At 31.4% G+C, this 19254-nt stretch carries 16 protein-coding genes and 1 tRNA gene; 10 read left to right on the top strand and 7 right to left on the bottom strand.

Annotated features, from left to right (window positions below; all coding sequences use genetic code 11):
• The first annotated feature begins 29 nt into the window (after positions 1-29).
• Positions 30-1355 carry an MATE family efflux transporter gene (locus L988_RS02705; RefSeq protein ID WP_047381334.1) on the top strand — a complete coding sequence of 442 codons (1326 nt, stop codon included), beginning with the start codon at positions 30-32 and terminating at the stop codon, positions 1353-1355.
• A 51-nt stretch (positions 1356-1406) separates the two neighbouring features.
• Here L988_RS02705 and L988_RS02700 read toward each other — a convergent pair whose 3' ends face one another.
• Entirely contained in the window at positions 1407-2729 is a 1323-nt protein-coding gene (locus L988_RS02700; protein ID WP_047381332.1) for a YjiH family protein, read from the bottom strand.
• Between the two features lie 311 nt (positions 2730-3040).
• On the opposite strand from L988_RS02700, the gene L988_RS02695 reads away from it, so the two are divergent.
• The gene (locus L988_RS02695) at positions 3041-4024 is read left to right on the top strand and encodes a DNA processing protein DprA (RefSeq protein WP_047381330.1); all 984 of its coding nucleotides are present in this window, start codon (positions 3041-3043) and stop codon (positions 4022-4024) included.
• 2 nt (positions 4025-4026) lie between these two features.
• On the opposite strand, the gene L988_RS02690 is transcribed toward L988_RS02695, so the two are convergent.
• A tRNA-Arg gene (locus tag L988_RS02690) sits at positions 4027-4103 on the bottom strand.
• A 186-nt stretch (positions 4104-4289) separates the two neighbouring features.
• On the opposite strand from L988_RS02690, the gene mglB reads away from it, so the two are divergent.
• The 3 genes from mglB (at position 4290) to mglC (ending at position 7889) form a co-directional block, all read left to right on the top strand.
• On the top strand, positions 4290-5273 hold the full coding sequence (gene mglB, locus L988_RS02685; RefSeq protein WP_047381328.1) for a galactose/glucose ABC transporter substrate-binding protein MglB: 984 nt from the start codon (positions 4290-4292) through the stop codon (positions 5271-5273).
• Positions 5274-5338: 65 nt separating this feature from the next.
• Positions 5339-6835, top strand: coding sequence for a galactose/methyl galactoside ABC transporter ATP-binding protein MglA (gene mglA, locus L988_RS02680; RefSeq protein WP_047381326.1), 1497 nt, complete (start codon positions 5339-5341; stop codon positions 6833-6835).
• Between the two features lie 16 nt (positions 6836-6851).
• A complete protein-coding gene (mglC, locus tag L988_RS02675; RefSeq protein WP_047381325.1) occupies positions 6852-7889 on the top strand; it encodes a galactose/methyl galactoside ABC transporter permease MglC in 1038 nt (345 codons plus the stop codon).
• A gap of 48 nt (positions 7890-7937) precedes the next feature.
• Here the strand turns inward: mglC and nrdG are convergent, their stop codons facing one another.
• Positions 7938-8447 (bottom strand): anaerobic ribonucleoside-triphosphate reductase activating protein, encoded by a 510-nt coding sequence (nrdG, locus tag L988_RS02670; protein WP_047381323.1) that lies wholly within the window; start codon positions 8445-8447, stop codon positions 7938-7940.
• Positions 8448-8464: 17 nt separating this feature from the next.
• Positions 8465-10654, bottom strand: a complete 2190-nt coding sequence (gene nrdD, locus L988_RS02665; protein WP_047381321.1) for an anaerobic ribonucleoside-triphosphate reductase — start codon at positions 10652-10654, stop codon at positions 8465-8467.
• Between the two features lie 360 nt (positions 10655-11014).
• On the opposite strand from nrdD, the gene L988_RS02660 reads away from it, so the two are divergent.
• The gene (locus L988_RS02660; RefSeq protein ID WP_047381319.1) at positions 11015-12406 is read left to right on the top strand and encodes an aminopeptidase P family protein; all 1392 of its coding nucleotides are present in this window, start codon (positions 11015-11017) and stop codon (positions 12404-12406) included.
• Positions 12407-12436: 30 nt separating this feature from the next.
• Here the strand turns inward: L988_RS02660 and L988_RS02655 are convergent, their stop codons facing one another.
• Genes L988_RS02655 through L988_RS02645 form a run of 3 tightly spaced genes read right to left on the bottom strand, consistent with a single transcriptional unit; the run spans position 12437 to position 14649 of the window.
• Positions 12437-12688 carry a hypothetical protein gene (locus L988_RS02655; protein ID WP_047381318.1) on the bottom strand — a complete coding sequence of 84 codons (252 nt, stop codon included), beginning with the start codon at positions 12686-12688 and terminating at the stop codon, positions 12437-12439.
• A gap of 20 nt (positions 12689-12708) precedes the next feature.
• Positions 12709-13551 carry an outer membrane protein OmpK gene (locus L988_RS02650; protein WP_047381314.1) on the bottom strand — a complete coding sequence of 281 codons (843 nt, stop codon included), beginning with the start codon at positions 13549-13551 and terminating at the stop codon, positions 12709-12711.
• 15 nt (positions 13552-13566) lie between these two features.
• Positions 13567-14649, bottom strand: coding sequence for a histidinol-phosphate transaminase (locus L988_RS02645; protein WP_047381312.1), 1083 nt, complete (start codon positions 14647-14649; stop codon positions 13567-13569).
• Between the two features lie 112 nt (positions 14650-14761).
• Here L988_RS02645 and yvcK point away from each other — a divergent pair, with 112 nt between their 5' ends.
• The 4 genes from yvcK to L988_RS02625 all read left to right on the top strand — a co-directional run bounded on the left by yvcK (position 14762) and on the right by L988_RS02625 (position 19158).
• Entirely contained in the window at positions 14762-15733 is a 972-nt protein-coding gene (gene yvcK, locus L988_RS02640) for a uridine diphosphate-N-acetylglucosamine-binding protein YvcK (RefSeq protein ID WP_231549774.1), read from the top strand.
• A gap of 104 nt (positions 15734-15837) precedes the next feature.
• Positions 15838-16773 (top strand): nitronate monooxygenase family protein, encoded by a 936-nt coding sequence (locus tag L988_RS02635; RefSeq protein ID WP_231549773.1) that lies wholly within the window; start codon positions 15838-15840, stop codon positions 16771-16773.
• Between the two features lie 95 nt (positions 16774-16868).
• On the top strand, positions 16869-17981 hold the full coding sequence (locus L988_RS02630; RefSeq protein WP_047381303.1) for an ethanolamine utilization protein EutH: 1113 nt from the start codon (positions 16869-16871) through the stop codon (positions 17979-17981).
• Between the two features lie 10 nt (positions 17982-17991).
• Positions 17992-19158, top strand: a complete 1167-nt coding sequence (locus L988_RS02625; RefSeq protein WP_047381301.1) for a M20 family metallopeptidase — start codon at positions 17992-17994, stop codon at positions 19156-19158.
• The last annotated feature ends 96 nt before the right edge of the window (positions 19159-19254 follow it).

The raw sequence follows: 19254 nt of genomic DNA, 5'->3' as shown, positions 1-19254 counted from the left end.
AAAAATTTAAATAAAAGTGGGAGATGAAAATGACGTTAGAACGAAAAAAATCATTATTTTCAATAACAATTCCGATCTTTTTAGAGTTGTTACTAGTGACAGTAGTGGGAAATATTGATACGATTATGCTTGGAAGATTCAGTGATAAGGCTGTAGGGGCAGTTGGAGGTATGAGTCAGGTATTATTGATTCAAAATACAATTCTAAGTTTTATCTGTTTAGGTACTACGATACTAATGGCTCAATTTATAGGAGCTAAAAATCATAAATCAACAAAAGAGGTAATTGCTGTTTCTTTAATAATGAATGTGTTCATAGGTCTAGTTCTAGGTCTGGTATACTTTATAGGTTGGGAATGGATTTTAGTAAAAATAAAATTACCTTTAGCTTTGAGAGATATGGGAATGAATTATTTTAAACTTGTTGGAGGTCTTTGTATATTCCAAGCGATTTCGTTAACGAATGGAGCTATTTTAAAAAGTTATGGAAATACAAAACCGATGCTTTTTGTAAATATAGGAGTTAACCTTTTAAATATTTTAGGAAATGGTATGTTTATATTTGGATGGTTGGGAGCACCTGTTTTAGGAGTTACAGGAGTTGGGCTATCAACAGTATTCTCGAGATTTATAGGAGCTATAGTTTCTCTGGTAGTTATGTCATATTTCTGTAAGTTTAGATTTGAAGATTTGAAAAAATTTACTTTCGAAAAAGTAAAAAAAATATTATCGATAGGAATTCCGACAGCTGGAGAGCATCTAACTTGGAGTCTAACACAAGTTATAATACTTTCTATGGTAAATACGATGGGAACAATAGAGATTACAGCAAGAACATACTTAGCATTGATTTCATCTTTTATTATGATATTCTCGATAGCATTAGGACATGGAACGGCTATTCAAGTTGGACAACTTGTTGGTGCAGGAGATAAGGATAAAGCTTATGATCAGTGTATGAGAAGTTTAACACTTTCATTTATTTCGGCGACAATTATTTCTTTATTGGTGTATATTTTTAGATATGGAATTATGGAGATGTTTACAAAGGATGCAGAAGTAATAAAAGCTGCAGCGAAAGTTTTCCCGTGGATGATATATATTGAAACTGGAAGAACATTTAATATAGTTGTAATAAATGCACTTCATGCAGCAGGAGATATAAAATTCCCGATGATTATGGGATGTATCGTTATGTTAGGAGTTGCAGCACCACTTTCTTGGATTTTAGGAATAAGAATGGAATGGATGTTAGTTGGAGTTTGGATAGCTAATGGAACAGATGAATGGATAAGAGGATTTGGAATGCTTTGGCGTTGGAAAACAAAGAGATGGATGGCCAAAGGGTTTATATAAAAAAAACGGATTTTTTAATCCGTTTTTTTTTATTACTTTGAAAAGTATATTTTAGTATGATAATATTCCAAATTTAACAAGTATCATAGCGATTGTATATATAACTGGGAATGTGATTATTGTTCTTAAGATGAAAAACTTCGCAACATCTAAGATAGAGAATCCCATTTTAGAGTTAACAAGAATCATTCCTGTTTCACTCAAGAAGATTAGTTGCGCAAACGACAGCGTTCCAACAATGAATCTAGCTACTTCACTAGTAGTATTTTCAATGAATAATGCAGGTAAATACATGTCAGAGAATCCAACAATCATAGCTGGTGCCATTTGAGATGCAACCTCTTGTGAGAATCCAAGCATTTTTAAGATTGGCATTAAAGGCATAGAAAGTATATTGAAGAAACTTGTATTTTCAGCAATAACTAAACCGATAGAACCAACACACATAATAACCGGAATAAATGTAATGTAGATAACTAAAACTTTGAATAATGAATCTACAACAATCTCTTTTTCAGATGCCTTTCCAGCAGTTGATGTAGCTAAGTGTAAAGCCTCTGCAAAACTTTTAGCTCCATTATCATCAACTTTGTTACCTTCGAAATATTCATTTTTAAACTTTTTTAATGGTAATCTAGCGATAATAAATCCAGCAACTATAGTTGAGAAAGCTATTGTTCCGTAGAATACCCAGAAAATTTTCGAAAATTGTAATAAATCAGCAACAACAGCAGCAAATGAAATACCAACGATAGAGAATGAAGTTGCGATTATAGCAGCCTCTCTTTGAGTGTAGTATCCTTTTTGATATTGTTGATCTGTAACTACTATACCAATTGTTCCATCTCCTAAGAATGAAGCAAGAGCATCAATAGCAGCATAACCAGGAACCTTGAATACTTTTTTCATAATTGGAGCGATAAGTGTTCCAATAAATTCAACAAGTCCAAAAGATGTAAGTAGTGGCATTAACATAACTCCTATGAAGAAAGTAACCATAAGAGGAGGAATCATATCTCCAGCCATTAATCCACCAGTATTCTCATTACTTAAAAATTCAGGTGCAACTCCAAGTGAGATCATTATAAACATTAAAGATCCACCAATTCTTAAAATACCACTAAGTTTATCAGTCACGAAAAGGTCATTTAAGTATTGCTCTTTAAAGCTTTTTTTAATAAATCCTAAGATTGTTCCAGCTATTGTTATTGTAGAACAGAACATTATTAGGAAATTAACCCAACTTGAATAGTTATTTAGAACAAAGTTTTTTAGGTGACCCATTATTATAGAAGACTCACCACCAATTGAAATAGGAGCTAAAAAAGCTAATAGTCCTATTAAAGAATAAATACCAAATTTTAGTATTGCCATTATAAAAAACCTCCAGAAATTTTAAAATTTCTGCCAAATAAAAAAACATACTTAATAAAAAGTATGCCTGAATTGAGAACTTATATTATTAAGCGTATTACTATGGCAGCTTCGTAATACTTAATTCACAGGAACATGTCGTCATCGCCATCGGCCTTAGGCTCAAAACATATAAGTGAACTAACCTCTGTTTAAATTGTCAGTTAAGTATACATTAAAATAAAGAGATTGTAAAGAAAAAAATAAAAAATAAAAGATAGAGTACGGAAATAGAGTAGTAATCTTATAAGTACTTAAAAGGAAGGTGATTTATGTATTCGAAAGATGATATGATTTTGTGGTCTATGATAGGATCTATGATTGTAGATGTAGGTAGATTAGAAGTTTTAGCTTTTTCACCTGAGTATTTATTTAAGGTTTTTAGAAGATCAAGTGAGTTAGGAGTAAATGTCTTTAAAGAGAGTTATAAGGATGTTTTAGAAATTATAAACGAATTGAAAGATGGAGTAGAGAAAGAAAAAATAAAGAATTTGTTTGGTGATTTTAAGATTTTGAGAGATCTGAAAAATGGAATACAAAAAGAAAAAAATCTAATGGAGAAAGAGAATATAAAAATGTGTACATATTTTTGTTCTGATTATCCTGAGAAGTTGCGATTGTGTAAAACGCCACCATTTGTTTTATATTATAAAGGAAAACCTTTAGATAATGATTTTTTGACTGACAGCATATCGATAGTAGGAACGAGAAATCCTGAAGATGAAAAAATAATACAATTTACAGAGGAGATTGTAAGAAATCTTAAGCAAAAATTGAGATATAATATAAGTGGTTTGGCCTTAGGGTGTGATACGATTGGGCATAAAATAACAATGGAGCATGAGATAAAAAATATAGCTATCTTAGGTCAAGGGCTAGGAACAGAGATATATCCAAAAGAAAATTTAGAATTGAGTAAAGAGATACTTGAAAATGAGGGAACGCTAGTTTCAGAACTTCCTCCGAGTATAGGTGTTAGAGGGATTTATTTGTTGGCAAGAAATAGGCTTCAAGCTTATTTAGCTGAGGAGTTATTAGTTTTGGAGACGGGAAATAAAGGTGGAACAATAACGACTATAAAAGCAGCTTTTTTAGAAAAAAGAAAAGTTTATATCAGAAATATAAAGAAGAATCAAACTATGTTTACGTTGAAGAATATATCGAAATTGACATTTATAAGTTGTTATTCTGATATGGAGATAATAAAAATTTTGACAGCAAAGCCAGCAACACTTTTTACATTTAAGTTTTCTTAAAGTGGTGTACCTGAAGAGAATTGAACTCATGACCTACTCCTTAGGAGGGAGTTGCTCTATCCAACTGAGCTACAGATACACGTAATGTAGTCAAAATTTAACATAAAAAAAATATCTTGTCAAGAAAAAAGAGTGATAAAATTCCGGGTTATTTTACCTGAGAAAAAAAGTCACTCTTTACTTTTTTTAACTGCTTGACATTAGGTCTAAACATGAAGTATAATTGACATTATGTTTCATATAATTACAATTTTGGAGGGGTTTTATGAAGAGAGTTTCGGTTTTATTAGGAGCATTAGCTCTAACAACAGTAGCATCGGCAGCACCAACAAAAATTGGAGTGACAATTTATCGTTATGATGACAACTTTATGTCAACAGTGAGACAAAGTATTGAAGCAGTTGCAAAAAATGATAAAGATGTTGAAGTATTAATGAACGATTCACAAAATGACCAATCTAAACAAAATGATCAGGTGGATGTTTTAATTGCAAAAGGTGTTGACGCTTTAGCAATTAACTTAGTTGATCCAGCTGCAGCATCAACAGTTATAGCAAAAGCAAAAGCAGAAGATATTCCAGTTGTATTCTACAATAAAGAACCATCTAAGGCTGATATGGATAGCTATGATAAAGCTTATTATGTGGGAACAGACTCAAAAGAATCTGGAGTAATCCAAGGTGAATTAATAGCTAAACATTGGGCTATGCATCCTGAATGGGATTTAAATAAAGATGGGGTAGTTCAATATGTTTTATTAAAAGGAGAGCCTGGACATCCAGATGCAGAAGCTAGAACAACTTATGTAACAAAAACTCTTAACGAAAAAGGAGTAAAAACTCAAGAGTTACATATGGATACTGGTATGTGGGATGCAGCTATGGCAAAAGATAAAATGGAAGCTTGGTTATCAGGACCAAATGGAGATAAAATAGAGGTAGTTATTGCAAATAACGATGGAATGGCTATGGGAGCAGTAGAAGCTTTAAAAGCTAACGGTAGAGCAAAAACACCAGTATTTGGAGTTGATGCGTTAGCTGAGGTTTTAGTTATGGTGGAAAATGGAGAGATAGCTGGAACTGTGTTAAATGATGGTAAAAATCAAGGAGAAGCTACATATGAAATAGCTAAAAACTTAGCAAGAAAGAAAGCTCCAACAGAAGGAACTAAATGGGAGTTAAAAGATAAGATATTAAGAGTACCATATGTAGGTGTAGATAAAGACAATTTAAATGATTTTAAAAAGTAATAGGTGAGGGGAGGTATAAGCCTCCCTTTCTTTAATAAAACTTAGAGATTAAAGAGGAGATATTTATGGAGAAATATTTACTAGAGATGGTAGAGGTATCAAAATCTTTTCCTGGAGTTAAAGCTCTAGATAAAGTTAATTTAAAAATAAGACCTCATACTGTTCATGCTTTGATGGGTGAAAATGGAGCAGGAAAGTCAACGTTAATGAAATGTTTATTTGGAATTTATTCTAAAGATGAGGGTAAGGTATTTTTAGATGGAAAAGAGGTAAACTTTATATCAGCTAAAGATGCTTTAGAAAACGGAGTTTCTATGGTTCATCAGGAGCTGAACCAAGTTTTACAAAGAACTGTAATGGACAATGTCTGGTTAGGTAGATATCCGTTAAAAGGGATATTTGTAGATCATAAAAAGATGTACGAAGATACAAAAGAGATATTCAAAGAGTTAGAAATAGATGTAGACCCGAAAGCAAAGGTTTCAACACTATCTGTTTCACAGATGCAGATGGTTGAAATAGCAAAAGCCTTTTCTTATAATTCTAAGATAATAGTAATGGATGAGCCGACATCCTCTCTAACGGAAAAAGAGGTGGGACATCTTTTTAAGATTATCAAAAAATTGACAGACAGAGGTTGTGGAGTTGTTTATATATCTCATAAGATGGAGGAGATAAAAGAGATTTGTGATGATATAACGATACTTAGGGATGGGCAATGGGTAGCTACAAAAAGTTTAGATGGAATAACAACAGATGAGATTATTAGTATGATGGTTGGAAGATCTTTAACTCAGAGATTCCCTGAAAAGACAAATCATCCAGAAAATATTATTTTAGAGGTTGAAGGATTGACAGCTAAAAATGGGCCATCAATAATGGATGTAACTTTTAATCTAAGAAAAGGAGAGATTTTAGGAATTGCAGGGTTGGTTGGTTCTAAAAGAACAGATATAGTTGAAACAATTTTTGGAATCAGAGAGAAATCGACTGGAACAGTTACAATCAATGGAAAAGTGGTGGAAAATAGAAGTAGTTTGGAAGCGATACAAAATGGATTTGCACTTGTAACGGAAGAACGAAGAGCTACAGGAATATTTCCACAACTAAATGTTGAGTTTAACTCTTTGATTTCAAATATGAGTCACTATGAGGGAAAGAATAAATTATTAAATGGAAATAAAATGTATGGAGATACAAAATGGGTTATAGATTCGATGAGAGTTAAAACTCCAAATCAAAAAACGCCTATAGGAAATCTTTCTGGTGGAAATCAACAAAAAGTAATTATTGGAAGATGGCTTTTAACTAGTCCAGATATTTTGATGTTAGATGAGCCAACAAGGGGAATAGATGTAGGAGCTAAATATGAAATTTATCAATTGATGCTAGATTTGGCAAATAAAGGAAAGGGTATAATAATGATATCTTCTGAGATGCCAGAACTTTTAGGAGTTACTGATAGAATTTTGGTTATGAGTAATGGAAGAATAGCGGGGATAGTTGATACAAAAGAAACAACTCAAGAAGAGATTTTAAAATTAGCATCATTATATTTATAGATCGTGGGAGGATAGAATGGAACTAAATAATGAAGAGAAAAAAAATGGTTTCTTTAAGGGGAAAGATACAAAAAAACTTTTATTAGATGGAGGATTGTATATTGTTCTTCTAATATTGATAGCAGGAATAATAATAAAAGAACCAGCGTTCTTAAGTTTTAGAAATATGAGAAATATTTTAACGCAATCATCTGTTAGAACAATCTTGGCTCTTGGTGTTGCGGGTATAATAGTAACTCAAGGAACAGATCTTTCAGTAGGAAGACAAGTTGGATTGTCGGCAGTAATTTCAGCAACACTATTACAAGCTGTTACAAATGTTAATAAGGTATTTCCTGGATTAGATACGTTACCAATACCAGTAGTTATTTTAATAATATGTGTAATTGGAGCTTTTGTAGGATTTTTAAATGGATTTGTTGTTGCATACCTAAATGTAACACCGTTTGTTGCTACTTTAGGATCGATGATAATAATATATGGAGCGAACTCTTTGTATTATGATTATGTTGGAGCATCTCCAATTGCAGGATTCTCTAAAAGTTTTACAACTTTTGCACAGGGATTTTTTACAATAGGAGGATTTAGATTTAATTATCTAATAATATATGCAGCATTAGCAGTATTGTTTATTTGGATTTTATGGAATAAAACAACATTTGGAAAGAATCTCTTTGCAGTTGGTGGAAATCCTGAAGCTGCAAGAGTATCGGGAGTAAATGTAAAGAAAACACTTTTACTAGTTTATACTTTATCAGGAATCTTCTATGCATTCGGTGGAATGTTAGAAGCGGGAAGAGTTGGAAGTGCTACAAATAACTTAGGGAACATGTATGAGATGGATGCTATAGCTGCTTGTGTAGTTGGAGGAGTTTCATTCTCAGGAGGAGTTGGAACAGTTCCAGGAGTTTTAATTGGAGTTATAATATTTACAGTTATAAACTATGGATTGACGTTTATAGGAGTAAACCCATATTGGCAATATATAATAAAAGGGGTAATAATAGTGATGGCAGTTGCTTTAGATACGTTAAAGTATGTAAAGAAGAAATAGAAAAATTAGAATAAAAAAAAGTTCTAGAGAAAACTCTCTAGAACTTTTTTAATCTATATATGTGATTATTTCTTTTAATTCTAAACTTCTTTTAATATCTATAACTCTTTGGTTTTTACTTCCACGCCATTTTAGATTTAAATCCTTCTCTTCGATGTTAAATTTACCATCAACTAAAATATCACATAATTTTATAAGAGATAGGAGTTTTGGGTTAGCAATAATTATTTCCCAAGTAAAACCAGACCAAATCCAAATATCTTTTTCTGGAAAACTATTCTTAAATTTTTTAATAAAGTTTACAAGTGGATCTATATTCTCTATATATGTAGGGTCTCCACCTAATAAAGAAAGCCCTTTAATACTTTTATTGTATTTCTTAAAATAGTCTAAAATCTCATTTTCAATCTCTTCTGTAAAAGGAGACCCGTAGTTAGGGTCCCATGTGTCAGAGTTAAAGCAATCTTTACAAAAGTGAGAACATCCACTTACGAAAAGACTTACTCTAATTCCTTCTCCATTAATCATATCTGTATATTTGATACCAGAATAGTTCATAACAATCTCCCATCGTTTTACATATGTTTAACTCTGTTTATTACCTCTTTTTGTTTTCCTTTATTGAAAGGTCTGCTATCAGGTTGAGCTAGATATCCGCAAACTCTTCTTATAACGTTCATCTTAGTAGAATCGTGATTTCCACATTGAGGACACTCGAATCCTCTTTCAGTAGCTAAAAATTCTCCATTGAAGTCACAGATATGACACTTATCAACAGGTTGATTAATCCCCATATAATGTATTCCTATTGATTGAGCATATTTTAAAACTTGATAAACAGCTTCAAGGTTTTTCTTTAGTGAATCAGTTTCTATATAACTGATATGTCCACCAGAAGCTAGAGTATGTCCTGGAGCTTCTAATCTTAATTTTTCGAATGGATTTATATTAATTTTAGAAGAAACATGGAAAGAGTTGTCATAGTACTCTTTATCAGTGATTCCTTCAATTACTCCAAATTCTTTTAAGTCAATTTGTGCAAATCTGTCACAAAGAGATTCAGATGGTGTTGAATAAAGAGCGAATCCTAAATTAGTTTCCTCTTTGAATTCTTTTACTTTTTTAGAGATATACTCTAAAACTTTAAATGATTTTTCATAAGATTCTTCATCTAAAGCAAAGTTTTTACCATAAAGAAGTTCAGAAACTTCACTCAATCCGATATATCCGATAGAAACAGTAGCATATCCACCCCAGATTAAATCTTTGATAGTTTCTTTAGCATCTTTTTCAGCAAGAGCTCCAGCCATCCAAAGGATTGGTGCAATTTCAGCAGGAGTATTTTCTAAATACTTAGCTCTAAAGATATTATTTTCTTTACACATATTTAAAACTTCATCCAACTCTTTATAGAATCCAGCTTCATCGCCTCTATTTTTGATAGCTATTCTAGGCAGGTTTATAGTTGTAGCACCTATATTGAATCTACCTGAGTATTTTTCTACTCCATTTTCATCTTTCCAAGGAGAAAGGAACGCTCTACATCCCATAGGATAAACAACAGTACCGTTCTTAACTTGTTCTGGTGTTACAAATAGAATATCTGGATAAACAGATTTTGTCATACATTCGAAAGCTAATTGAGATATATCCCAGTTAGGATCCTCTTCGTTAAAGTTTAATCCATCGCAAACAGCATAAACTATTTTAGGGAAGATAGCAGTTTCCTTTTTAGCTCCAAATCCTTCCATTCTTGTTTTGAAGACAAACTTTTGAACAAGTTTTCCTTCCCAAGAAGTTTCAGTACCTATACCAACAGTTGTAAATGGAGTTTGTCCATTAACTGTAGATAAGCTGTTTATTTCATATTCTAATCCTTGCATAGATTGTTTAACAGATTCCTCAGTCATATCTACAGCATAGTCAAATGCCATTGGATATTTTTCTTTTAAAGTCTCATTAGAATATTTAATTTCGTTTTCAGATATTACAGATTCAATAACATCTCCAGATAATCTTTCAACATATTTTAATCCTTTTACAAAATGCTTTTTAAAGCTTTTTATGATATATGGAACTAAGGCTCTATCTAGGTAAGGGATAGAACATCCACCATATGTGTTAGATGAAACAGAGGCAATGATTTGAACAATATGTCCAACGGCAACCTCAACAGAGTTAGGTTCAAGCATTTTAGCATTTCCAATGTTACATCCATTTGCAAGCATCTGTTCTATATTAACTAACTCACAATTTGTTTCTCTGAAAAGAAGGTAATCAAGGTCGTGTATATGAATTCTTCCACTTTCGTGAGCTTCTTTTAAATGTTTTGGTAAGATTCTATTTAGATAGTAATCTTTTGATGAGATTCCAGCTAAAAGATCTCTTTGAACAGATATAGTTTTTCCATCTTTATTGGCATTTTCATTTAGCATATCTTCGTTTGACGCGTCAATTAGTTCACCAATTTTTTTATATATAACTTGTTCTTTTTTTCTTAGTTCATTTTTTATAGTACGATATTCTTGATAAGAAAGAGCAATGTCTTTTTCAGAAGATCCCATAAGTTTTTTTACAACTAAATCTTGGATATCTTCAACATGCATCTTAGGAGTATCAAGATTTTCTATTTGAGTTGCTATTTTTTCGATAAGCTCAGCATTAACAGCTTTTTCTTTTTGTGTGAAAGACATTGTTATAGCTCTTACAATTCTACTTTTGTCAAAACGTACAGTTGAACCATCTCTTTTAATAACTTCCTTCAAAAAAATCACCCCAGTTTTTATTTTTTTTTCTTCAAGTATTATACACACTTTTATAGGATTCTACAAATGTGTAAAAAAGTAAAAATGGGTATAAAAATGGTTAAAAAAAAATATTTGACACCAGAATATAGAGTTATTAAAGAGAAATAAAGTTAAAAAAATAATCAAATGGAAAAAAATCGAGCAAAAAAAATTCAAATAATTTTTTCGAAAAACACAATATATATTGTTAGGTTTAAAAAAATAACACAATATCTTGTGTTTTGATTTTTGAAAAATAATTTTTTCGAAAAAATAATAAAAAAGATTAAAAAAATGTGATATAGTATTTTTTAAATACCAAATATAAGGAGGGGTTTTGTGTTTGATAAGAAAATTTATGTTTCAAGAAGAGAGTGTTTAAAAAAATTAGTTGGTGATGGTCTGATTGTTATTGTTGGAAATTCAGAATCACCAATGTCTTATGGGGATAATTGTTATAACTTTATACAAGATTCGACTTTTTTATATTACTTTGGTTTAAACTCTCCAGATTTAATAGGTGTGATAGATGTAGATTCTAATGAAGAATATATTTTTGGAAAAGAATTTACAATGAATGATATTATTTGGATGGGTGGACAAAAAAGTTTTAAAGATAGAGCTTTAGAAGTTGGAGTAAAGAGCTTTTTAGAAACTGAAGAGTTAAAGAAAATTTTGGAATTGACAAAGTTAAACGATAAAAAGATACATTTTACAAATCAATATCGTCTAGAAAATAGTTTAAAGATATCAAAACTACTAGACAAATCATTAGATGAAGTGGAAAAAGATTTTTCAGAAAAATTAGTATCATCAATAATTGAGATGAGAAATATAAAAGCGGATTATGAAATAATTGAAATGGAAAAAGCAACAAATGTGACAAGAGAGATGCATCTAACAGCAATGAAAAATGTAAAGGCTGGAATGAAAGGATATGAACTGGTTGCGTTATTGGAGTGTGAGGCAAAGAAGTATAATGCTACTCCATCGTTCCATACAATCTGCACAACAAATGGTCAAATATTACATAACCATTTCCATGGAAATGTATTTAAAGAAGGAGATTTAGTATTACTTGATTGTGGTGCTAGATTAGAAAATGGATATTGTGGAGATATGACAACAGTTTTCCCTGTTTCAGGAAAATTTGACGAAAGACAAAAAGATTTGTATTCGCTATTGATAGAGATGTTTGAAAAAGCAGAAGAGTACACAAAACCAGGAGTTACAAATAAAACTGTTCATCTAGAAGTATGTAAAGTTTTAGCTAAAGGTTTTGTTGAAAGAGGATTGATGAAAGGTAACGTAGAAGATATTGTAAAAGCTGGTGCTCATGCTTTATTCTTCCCTCATGGATTAGGACATATGATTGGTTTAGATGTACATGATATGGAGAACTTTGGAGAGAATAATGTAGGATATGATTCAGAGACATCGAGAGAAACACAGTTTGGAATTAGATCTTTAAGAATGGGGAAAGAACTTAAAGCGGGATATGTACTGACAATTGAACCGGGAATCTATTTTATCCCTGAATTGATTCAAAAATGGAAAAGTGAAGATTTGTTTAAAGAGTATATAAATTATGATAAAGTTGAAAATTACATTGACTTTGGTGGAATGAGATACGAAGGAGATTTCTTAGTAACAGAGACAGGAAATAAAAGATTAGGTGACAAGATGCCTAAATATTTCAACGAGATTGAAGATGTATTAGCGAATAAATAAAAAATGACCTCCCTAAAAAGGGAGGTTTTTTTACATTTCAAAAATGTTTATAATTTTTAAAGTATCTTTCCCAATAAGTTCAAATTCTATATAAGTATAGATATCTAAATCACTTTCTTGTAATTTACTTTCGAAAGCAACAACACCTTCATTAAGACAGTCGTTGATTTCAGACGGACTTAAATCATTGTGAATGTTGTAATAATTGTTTTCGATCATAAAACTGTTTAACTCTTCAAAGTTTAAAGTTTTTCCTATTAAAGATAACTCATTTTTTAACATAATAACCTCCTTTATATAAATTAGAACATAATAGCGTAATGAATACCGAATGATTCGTTGTTTCTATTTGAACTGTTTTGGTCTACCTGTGAGAAATGGTTGTTTATTTGGTATGTGTAGCTAACAGACAGATTGTTATTTAAGAAAAATCTAACTTGGTTTTGCCATTGTAAAGAGTCATGACGATATTTAGTTTGATCACCTTCGTAAGCTTTTTTTGTCTTAGCACCAAAATCATAATCTAGCCAACCACTAAATCCAAACTTCATTCCATTTTCAAATCTGTATATAGTTCCACCGTAAGCGATATTAAACATGTATCCATTCCATTGATCTTCATCTCTTCCGTAATTTTTATCAACGTATCTAGCATATAAATTTGTTTTAAAGTAATCAAACTTCATATACTTCATCTCAGGGATAGAGATGTAGTTACCAATACCGATATAATGCTTTCTAAGGCTTGCATAATCACCTTTAGAGTTATCATAGTCAAATTGGTAAGCTATGAACCACTCAGAAACTGGACCAATAGAAAGGTCTTTTCCCGTTAGACCATCTATTGAGAATCTAGGTGTGAACTCGGCATAAGTATAATTATCGTCTTCTCCATTTTTATCACTTAAATTAGAGTCTTTGAAAACGTTTGATCTATCAATAAACCAGTATAAATCTAAAAGATTATATCTAGTAGAACCTTGAATTTCAAACAAAGTCTCTTTTTTTGAAGGTCCCCATCCATCTGGTAAATAGTTTGACTTTACAAGACTTCCCTCTAAAACTGTAAAGTTCCAAGGCTCATACTTAGCAAAAGTAGTAGCAGAAATAGCTACAGAACCTATAAGTAAAAATTTTTTTAACATAAAACCCTCCCTAAATTAAAACGTTAGTATAAACTTTTGTATTTCACTTAATAAAAGATTAATATTTTCTTGAGATAACACACAAACTCTAAAAAAATTACTATTTAATCCATCAAACGATTCAGCCTTTCTAATTATGATTCCTTTTTTTAAAAGAAAATTATATAGAGAAGTTGCGTCATATTTTGGATTCAAAATTTCACAAAGAATAAAATTACTTTTAGAGTCGTAAATTTTGAAATCTTTAAATGATTTAAGTCCTTCATAAAGAATAGTAAAGTTTTCTAAAAAGTTTGAGTGACACATATTGATATAATCTGAATCACTAAACATTGCTTCACCCATGATAGAAGCAAAAATATTTATATTCCAAAGATTAGGAATAAGATTCATATTATCTAAAATATCTCCCGTTGATATAATAGCATAACCTAATCTGATTCCAGGAGTCGAAAAGAATTTAGAGGTACCTCTAATAACAATGATTTGATCATGTTTTTGGACTAAATTTATTGCTGATGTCTGTGAAGATTCAGTAAATTCTATATAAGTTTCATCAATCATAATTGGTTTTTGGAAAACTTTATATATATTTTCAATTTCTTGAATAGAAATAAGAGTTCCAGTAGGATTGTTGGGATTACAGATAATAATCATATCAAACTGTTCTTTTGTAATCAATTGAATAATTTCATCAATATTTAATTTGAAATTATTTTCTTTTTTATAAAAAAACTTTGTAATCGAGGCTCCAATTTTATTTAATTCTTTCTCATATTCTGAGTAAGCTGGGGATAATAATAAAGCTTTTTTTGGACTGATAACTTTTATTGTCGATGATATCAATTCAGTTGCCCCACTTCCAAGAATGATGTTGTCAGTATTACAATTGCAGTAATTAGCAATACTATTTTTAAGTTCAGTATATTCTGGATCAGGATAGATACTAGCTAAATTTAAGTTATTTTTTAGTTTTTCCAATCCTTTAGGACTTAGTCCAAAAGGATTTATATTTGAACTAAAATCAATAATTGCATTTTGGTTAATACCAAGTACATCAGATAGTTGATGAAGATTTGCTCCATGATTACTTTTCATAAAACCCCTCCATAATTAAAATATATAACTATTTTAACAAATATAGTTTTTTTTTGCAAAATAATGTTATAAAATATAGTAGAAACTAAAAATAAAAAGGGGAATATATATAATGAGAAATCCAAAAGTAGTAGTAATAGGAGGGGGAAGTGGACTATCAGTTGTTTTAAGAGGATTAAAACACTTTCCTATAGATGTGACGGCAATTGTATCAGTAGCTGACAGTGGTGGAAGTAGCGGAATATTGAAAAAAGAGTTTAATATCCCTGCTCCAGGAGATCTAAGAAATGTAATGATAGCATTGAGTAATGTAGAGCCATTAATTGAAGAAGTTTTTCAATTTAGATTTAGAGAGGATTCTTCAATAGGAGCCCATCCTTTAGGAAATCTTTTAATAACAGCGATGACTGAGATAACAGGGGATGTTCAAATTGCATTGAAAAGACTTAGAAAGCTATTTAATATCAATGGAAAAATATTGCCAGCAACGCTTGAAAAGATAGAGTTAATTGCAGAAAAAACAAGTGGAGGATTTGTATTTGGAGAGTCGGATATACCAGTTATGGGAGAAAAGATAAAAAGGGTGTTTTATGACGGAGAAGTAAATAGTCCAAAAGAAAATATAAAGGCTATTGAAGAAGCTGATTTGATTGTATTTTCGATTGGAAGTCTTTATACCAGTATTATTCCAAATTTGCTTTTAGAGAATATGCAAGAGGCTTTAAAGAAATCAAAAGCCCAAAAAATTTATATCTGTAACGCTATGGGGCAGATGGGTGAAACAGAAAATTATAGTGTGGGAGATCATATTGAATCTATAAATAGACATGTAGGTTTTGATATGATTGACAAAGTTATAGTTAATTCTGTCGAAATACCAGAAGAGATTATTGAGAGATATAATGAAGAGGGTAGTACGCCTGTTGAATTAGATATAAATAGATTGAAAAAAATGAGAGTGAAAGTGATAAAAGAACCTTTGATAAAGATAGATTGTGAGAGAAGGGTGAGACATTTATCGCATAAGTTAGCAGCAGTTGTGTACTCACAAATAGATAATTTAGAGAAGTTTTATGATGAATAAAAAGTAACTTGAAGACTCGTCAAAAAAAAATTCAAAAAAAGTTTCCATTTTAGAATAACATGTGTTATCATAACAAGTGTTATTATTATTGGAGGTGAATTTTAGTGAGAATCGGAGATTTAAATATAGAAGTACCAATAATTCAAGGTGGAATGGGAATAAGAGCTTCAATGTCAAGATTGGCATCAGCAGTAGCTAATCAAGGTGGAGTGGGAGTTATATCTGGAACAGCTATTCCTGCAGATGAATTTAGAGATGAGATAAGAAAAGCAAAAGAGATGATTATAGAAAAAGGTGGAGCACTAGGAGTAAATATAATGGTAGCTGCTTCTAATTTTGCTGAAGCGGTGAAAGTATCAATAGAGGAGAAAGTTGACATGATTATATGTGGAGCTGGTTTCTCAAGAGATATATTTGACACAGTAAAAGGAACTGGGGTTAAGATAGTACCGATTGTTTCAAGTTTAAAGTTAGCTAAGATAGCAGAGAAATTAGGAGCTGACGCTATAGTTGTTGAGGGAGGAAACGCCGGAGGACATTTAGGGACAGATAAAGACTCTTGGGACATTGTAGAGGAGATAGCAAAAGGGGTTTCTATTCCTGTATTCGGAGCTGGAGGAGTAATAACTCCAGAAGATGCTGAAAGAATGATGGCTTTAGGAGTAGCTGGAGTTCAAATGGGAAGTAGATTTATAGCTACTGAAGAGTGTGAAGTTAGCCAAGAGTTCAAAGAAGTGTATGTGAACTCAAAAGAGGGAGATGTCGTTCAAATCATGAGTTCGGCGGGATTACCTGCGAATGCTATAGTTTCACCTTATGTTAATAGAGTAATTGCAGAGGAAAAATTAACACCAAAGAGCTGTACTAGTTGCTTAAAAAAGTGTAGTAGAAAATTCTGTGTTAAAGATAGTTTAATAAAAGGTCATGAAGGAAATGCTTTAGAAGGAATATTCTTTGCAGGGAAAGATGCTTGGAAAATTGATAGTATTTTATCTGTAAAAGAGGTATTTGATATGTTTAGAGGAAAAGTGATAGGATAAAAAATAATTTTAAAATCTAGTACGCAAGTGCTAGATTTTTTTTCTTTTTGTGTTATAATCAATTGATATTAAACAAAAATAAGGGGGATTTTAGAGTGAAAGTTATATTTTTTATCTTAACTTTTTTTGCTGTTTTAGGTGCTATAGATAGATGTTTTGGAAATAAGTTAGGATATGGTCAAAGGTTTCAAGATGGAATATGTGTGGCAGGGCCATTAATGTTAGCGATGTTAGGAATCTTATCTATAAGTCCATTAATTTCAAAATTCTCAAAACCTTTTGTTGAATTACTTTACTCTTTAACTGGAGTAGATCCTTCAATTTATATAAACTCTATATTAGCAACAGATATGGGAGGATATTTTTTAGCTCAGGACTTAGCAATAGATAAAAGTTTAGCTGATTTTTCCGGTGTAATTTTGGGTTCTATGCTAGGAACTGTAGTTATTTTTACGATGCCTGTTGCATTTGGAATTATTGATAATGATTCGAAAAATAGCTTTTCAAAAGGAATACTAAGTGGAGTAGCAACAATACCTTTGGGTTGTTTGGTTGCGGGCGTTATGATGGGATTGAATTTATCTTTAGTTATTTACAATTTGATACCAGTAGTGCTTTTTTCTGTAGCTATTTGTAGTGGGTTATGGTTTTATCCAGAGAAAACTTGCAATATTTTTGATAAATTTGGTAAATTGATGACACTGTTAGTAACTGTAGGTTTGACTTTAACATTAATTGAAACAATGTTTGGGTATTCGATAGTTGATGGATTAAATCCGATAGATGAGAGTATGAAAATTGTTACAAGAGTATCGCTTACATTGAGTGGTGCATATCCATTTTTATATTTTATAGAAAAATATTGTAAAACAGGATTAAAAACATTGGGCGGTATTCTAGGGATAGATGAAAGTGGAACCGCTGGATTTATGGCTTCTTTAGTAAGTAGTATACCGATGTTTGGAATTTTTGGAAAGATGGATAATAATAGTAAGATAATAAATAGTGCTTTTGCTGTCGCGGGGTCTTATGTTTTTGGTGGACAATTAGGTTTTGTTGCGGGAGTATCTCCAGAAAATATATTACCATTTATTGTGGCTAAATTGGTTTCTGGTTTTGCTGCTATATATCTAGCAAAAACTATGTTTATAAATAAAAAGGAAAGAAATAATAGTTTTGTATTAAACAAAGGTCTGAAGATAAACTAGGGAGGAATAAATGGAGAAAATCATTATAGATTTAAAAGAGAGATATGCAAAGATTTTAGATGAATTAAAAGAGTTAAATCAGTTTCTTTTTGAAAATCCAGAATTGGGATTAAAAGAGGTAAAAGCAAGAGATAAGCATTGTGAGTTATTGAGTAAAAATGGATTTTTTGTTGAAAAAGGATACTGTGGAATAGAGACCGCATTTTTGGCAAATTATGCTGCTAAGAAACCTGGTCCAAGAATAGCTTATTTAGCTGAATATGATGCTCTACCAGAGATTGGGCATGGATGTGGACACAATATACTAGGAGTTACGAGTGTTGCCGCAGGAATACTTTTGAGAGAGTTTGTGAATGTCTATGGAGGAGAGGTTTTAGTAATAGGAACACCTGCTGAGGAAACAGATGGAGCAAAAGTTAAGATGGTTAAAGAGGGAGCTTTCAATAATATTGATGTAGCGATGATAGTTCATCCAACGAGTGGAAATATTCATTTGAGAAGTAGTTCTAGTCAAGCTATGGAAGCTTTACAATTCACATTTAGAGGAAAAACCTCTCACGCTGCAGGTGCACCTCATTTAGGAATAAATGCTTTAGATGGAGTTATAACACTATTTAATACAATAAATGCATTGAGACAGCAGATTCTACCTACAGATAGAGTTCATGGAATAATAACAAAAGGTGGAGAAGCTGCTAATATAATACCGGATTTAGCAGTAGCAAACTTCTATGTGAGATCGAGAAATAAGAAAGAGTTAGATATACTTTTAAAGAAAGTTTTAAATTGTGCTAATGGAGCTGCTGTATCAACAGGAACTACTTTAGAAATAGAAAATTATGAAACAAGTTTCTTAGATTTAATAACAAATAAGACTTTAATGGAAGTCTATGAAGAAAGCTTGAAAGATATTGGAGTTGAAAAAATGGAGAACTCTGAAGATAGTGGGTCGACAGATGCAGGAGATGTGAGCCATGTTTGCGCTACAATTCATCCGTATATGCCTCTTTATAAAGATGTAATCAGTCACAGTAGAGAGCTAGCAGAGTGTACTGTTGAGGATGGAGCTTATAAAGGGATGGAAGAGGCTGTTTTAGCACTAGCTGTAACAGGGGTTAAACTATTAAAAAATACTAAACTTTTAGATGAGATAAAGCTAGAGTTTAGCAATAGATAAAAGTAAAAGAGATTCTACAGTTTGAAATTGTAGAATCGTAACTACTCAGCTAGTAACTAATAAAGTTTAATAGGAAAGATACTTTTTTCAAATTAA

It is taken from the genome of Cetobacterium sp. ZWU0022 (assembly GCF_000800875.1).
Taxonomy (GTDB): domain Bacteria; phylum Fusobacteriota; class Fusobacteriia; order Fusobacteriales; family Fusobacteriaceae; genus Cetobacterium_A.
Note: the sequence above shows the minus strand (reverse complement) of the source record. Positions and strands in the feature narration are given on the sequence as shown.

What these genes read in the sequence shown, in the direction of transcription:
- mglB (WP_047381328.1), top strand. Translation starts at nt 4,290, where the DNA reads ATGAAGAGAGTTTCGGTTTTATTAGGAGCATTAGCTCTAACAACAGTA.
- L988_RS02645 (WP_047381312.1), bottom strand. Translation starts at nt 14,649, where the DNA reads ATGAAAAGTAATCATGGAGCAAATCTTCATCAACTATCTGATGTACTT.
- nrdG (WP_047381323.1), bottom strand. Translation starts at nt 8,447, where the DNA reads ATGAACTATTCTGGTATCAAATATACAGATATGATTAATGGAGAAGGA.
- L988_RS02625 (WP_047381301.1), top strand. Translation starts at nt 17,992, where the DNA reads ATGGAGAAAATCATTATAGATTTAAAAGAGAGATATGCAAAGATTTTA.
- L988_RS02705 (WP_047381334.1), top strand. Translation starts at nt 30, where the DNA reads ATGACGTTAGAACGAAAAAAATCATTATTTTCAATAACAATTCCGATC.
- mglA (WP_047381326.1), top strand. Translation starts at nt 5,339, where the DNA reads ATGGAGAAATATTTACTAGAGATGGTAGAGGTATCAAAATCTTTTCCT.
- L988_RS02650 (WP_047381314.1), bottom strand. Translation starts at nt 13,551, where the DNA reads ATGTTAAAAAAATTTTTACTTATAGGTTCTGTAGCTATTTCTGCTACT.
- L988_RS02700 (WP_047381332.1), bottom strand. Translation starts at nt 2,729, where the DNA reads ATGGCAATACTAAAATTTGGTATTTATTCTTTAATAGGACTATTAGCT.
- L988_RS02695 (WP_047381330.1), top strand. Translation starts at nt 3,041, where the DNA reads ATGTATTCGAAAGATGATATGATTTTGTGGTCTATGATAGGATCTATG.
- mglC (WP_047381325.1), top strand. Translation starts at nt 6,852, where the DNA reads ATGGAACTAAATAATGAAGAGAAAAAAAATGGTTTCTTTAAGGGGAAA.
- yvcK (WP_231549774.1), top strand. Translation starts at nt 14,762, where the DNA reads ATGAGAAATCCAAAAGTAGTAGTAATAGGAGGGGGAAGTGGACTATCA.
- L988_RS02655 (WP_047381318.1), bottom strand. Translation starts at nt 12,688, where the DNA reads ATGTTAAAAAATGAGTTATCTTTAATAGGAAAAACTTTAAACTTTGAA.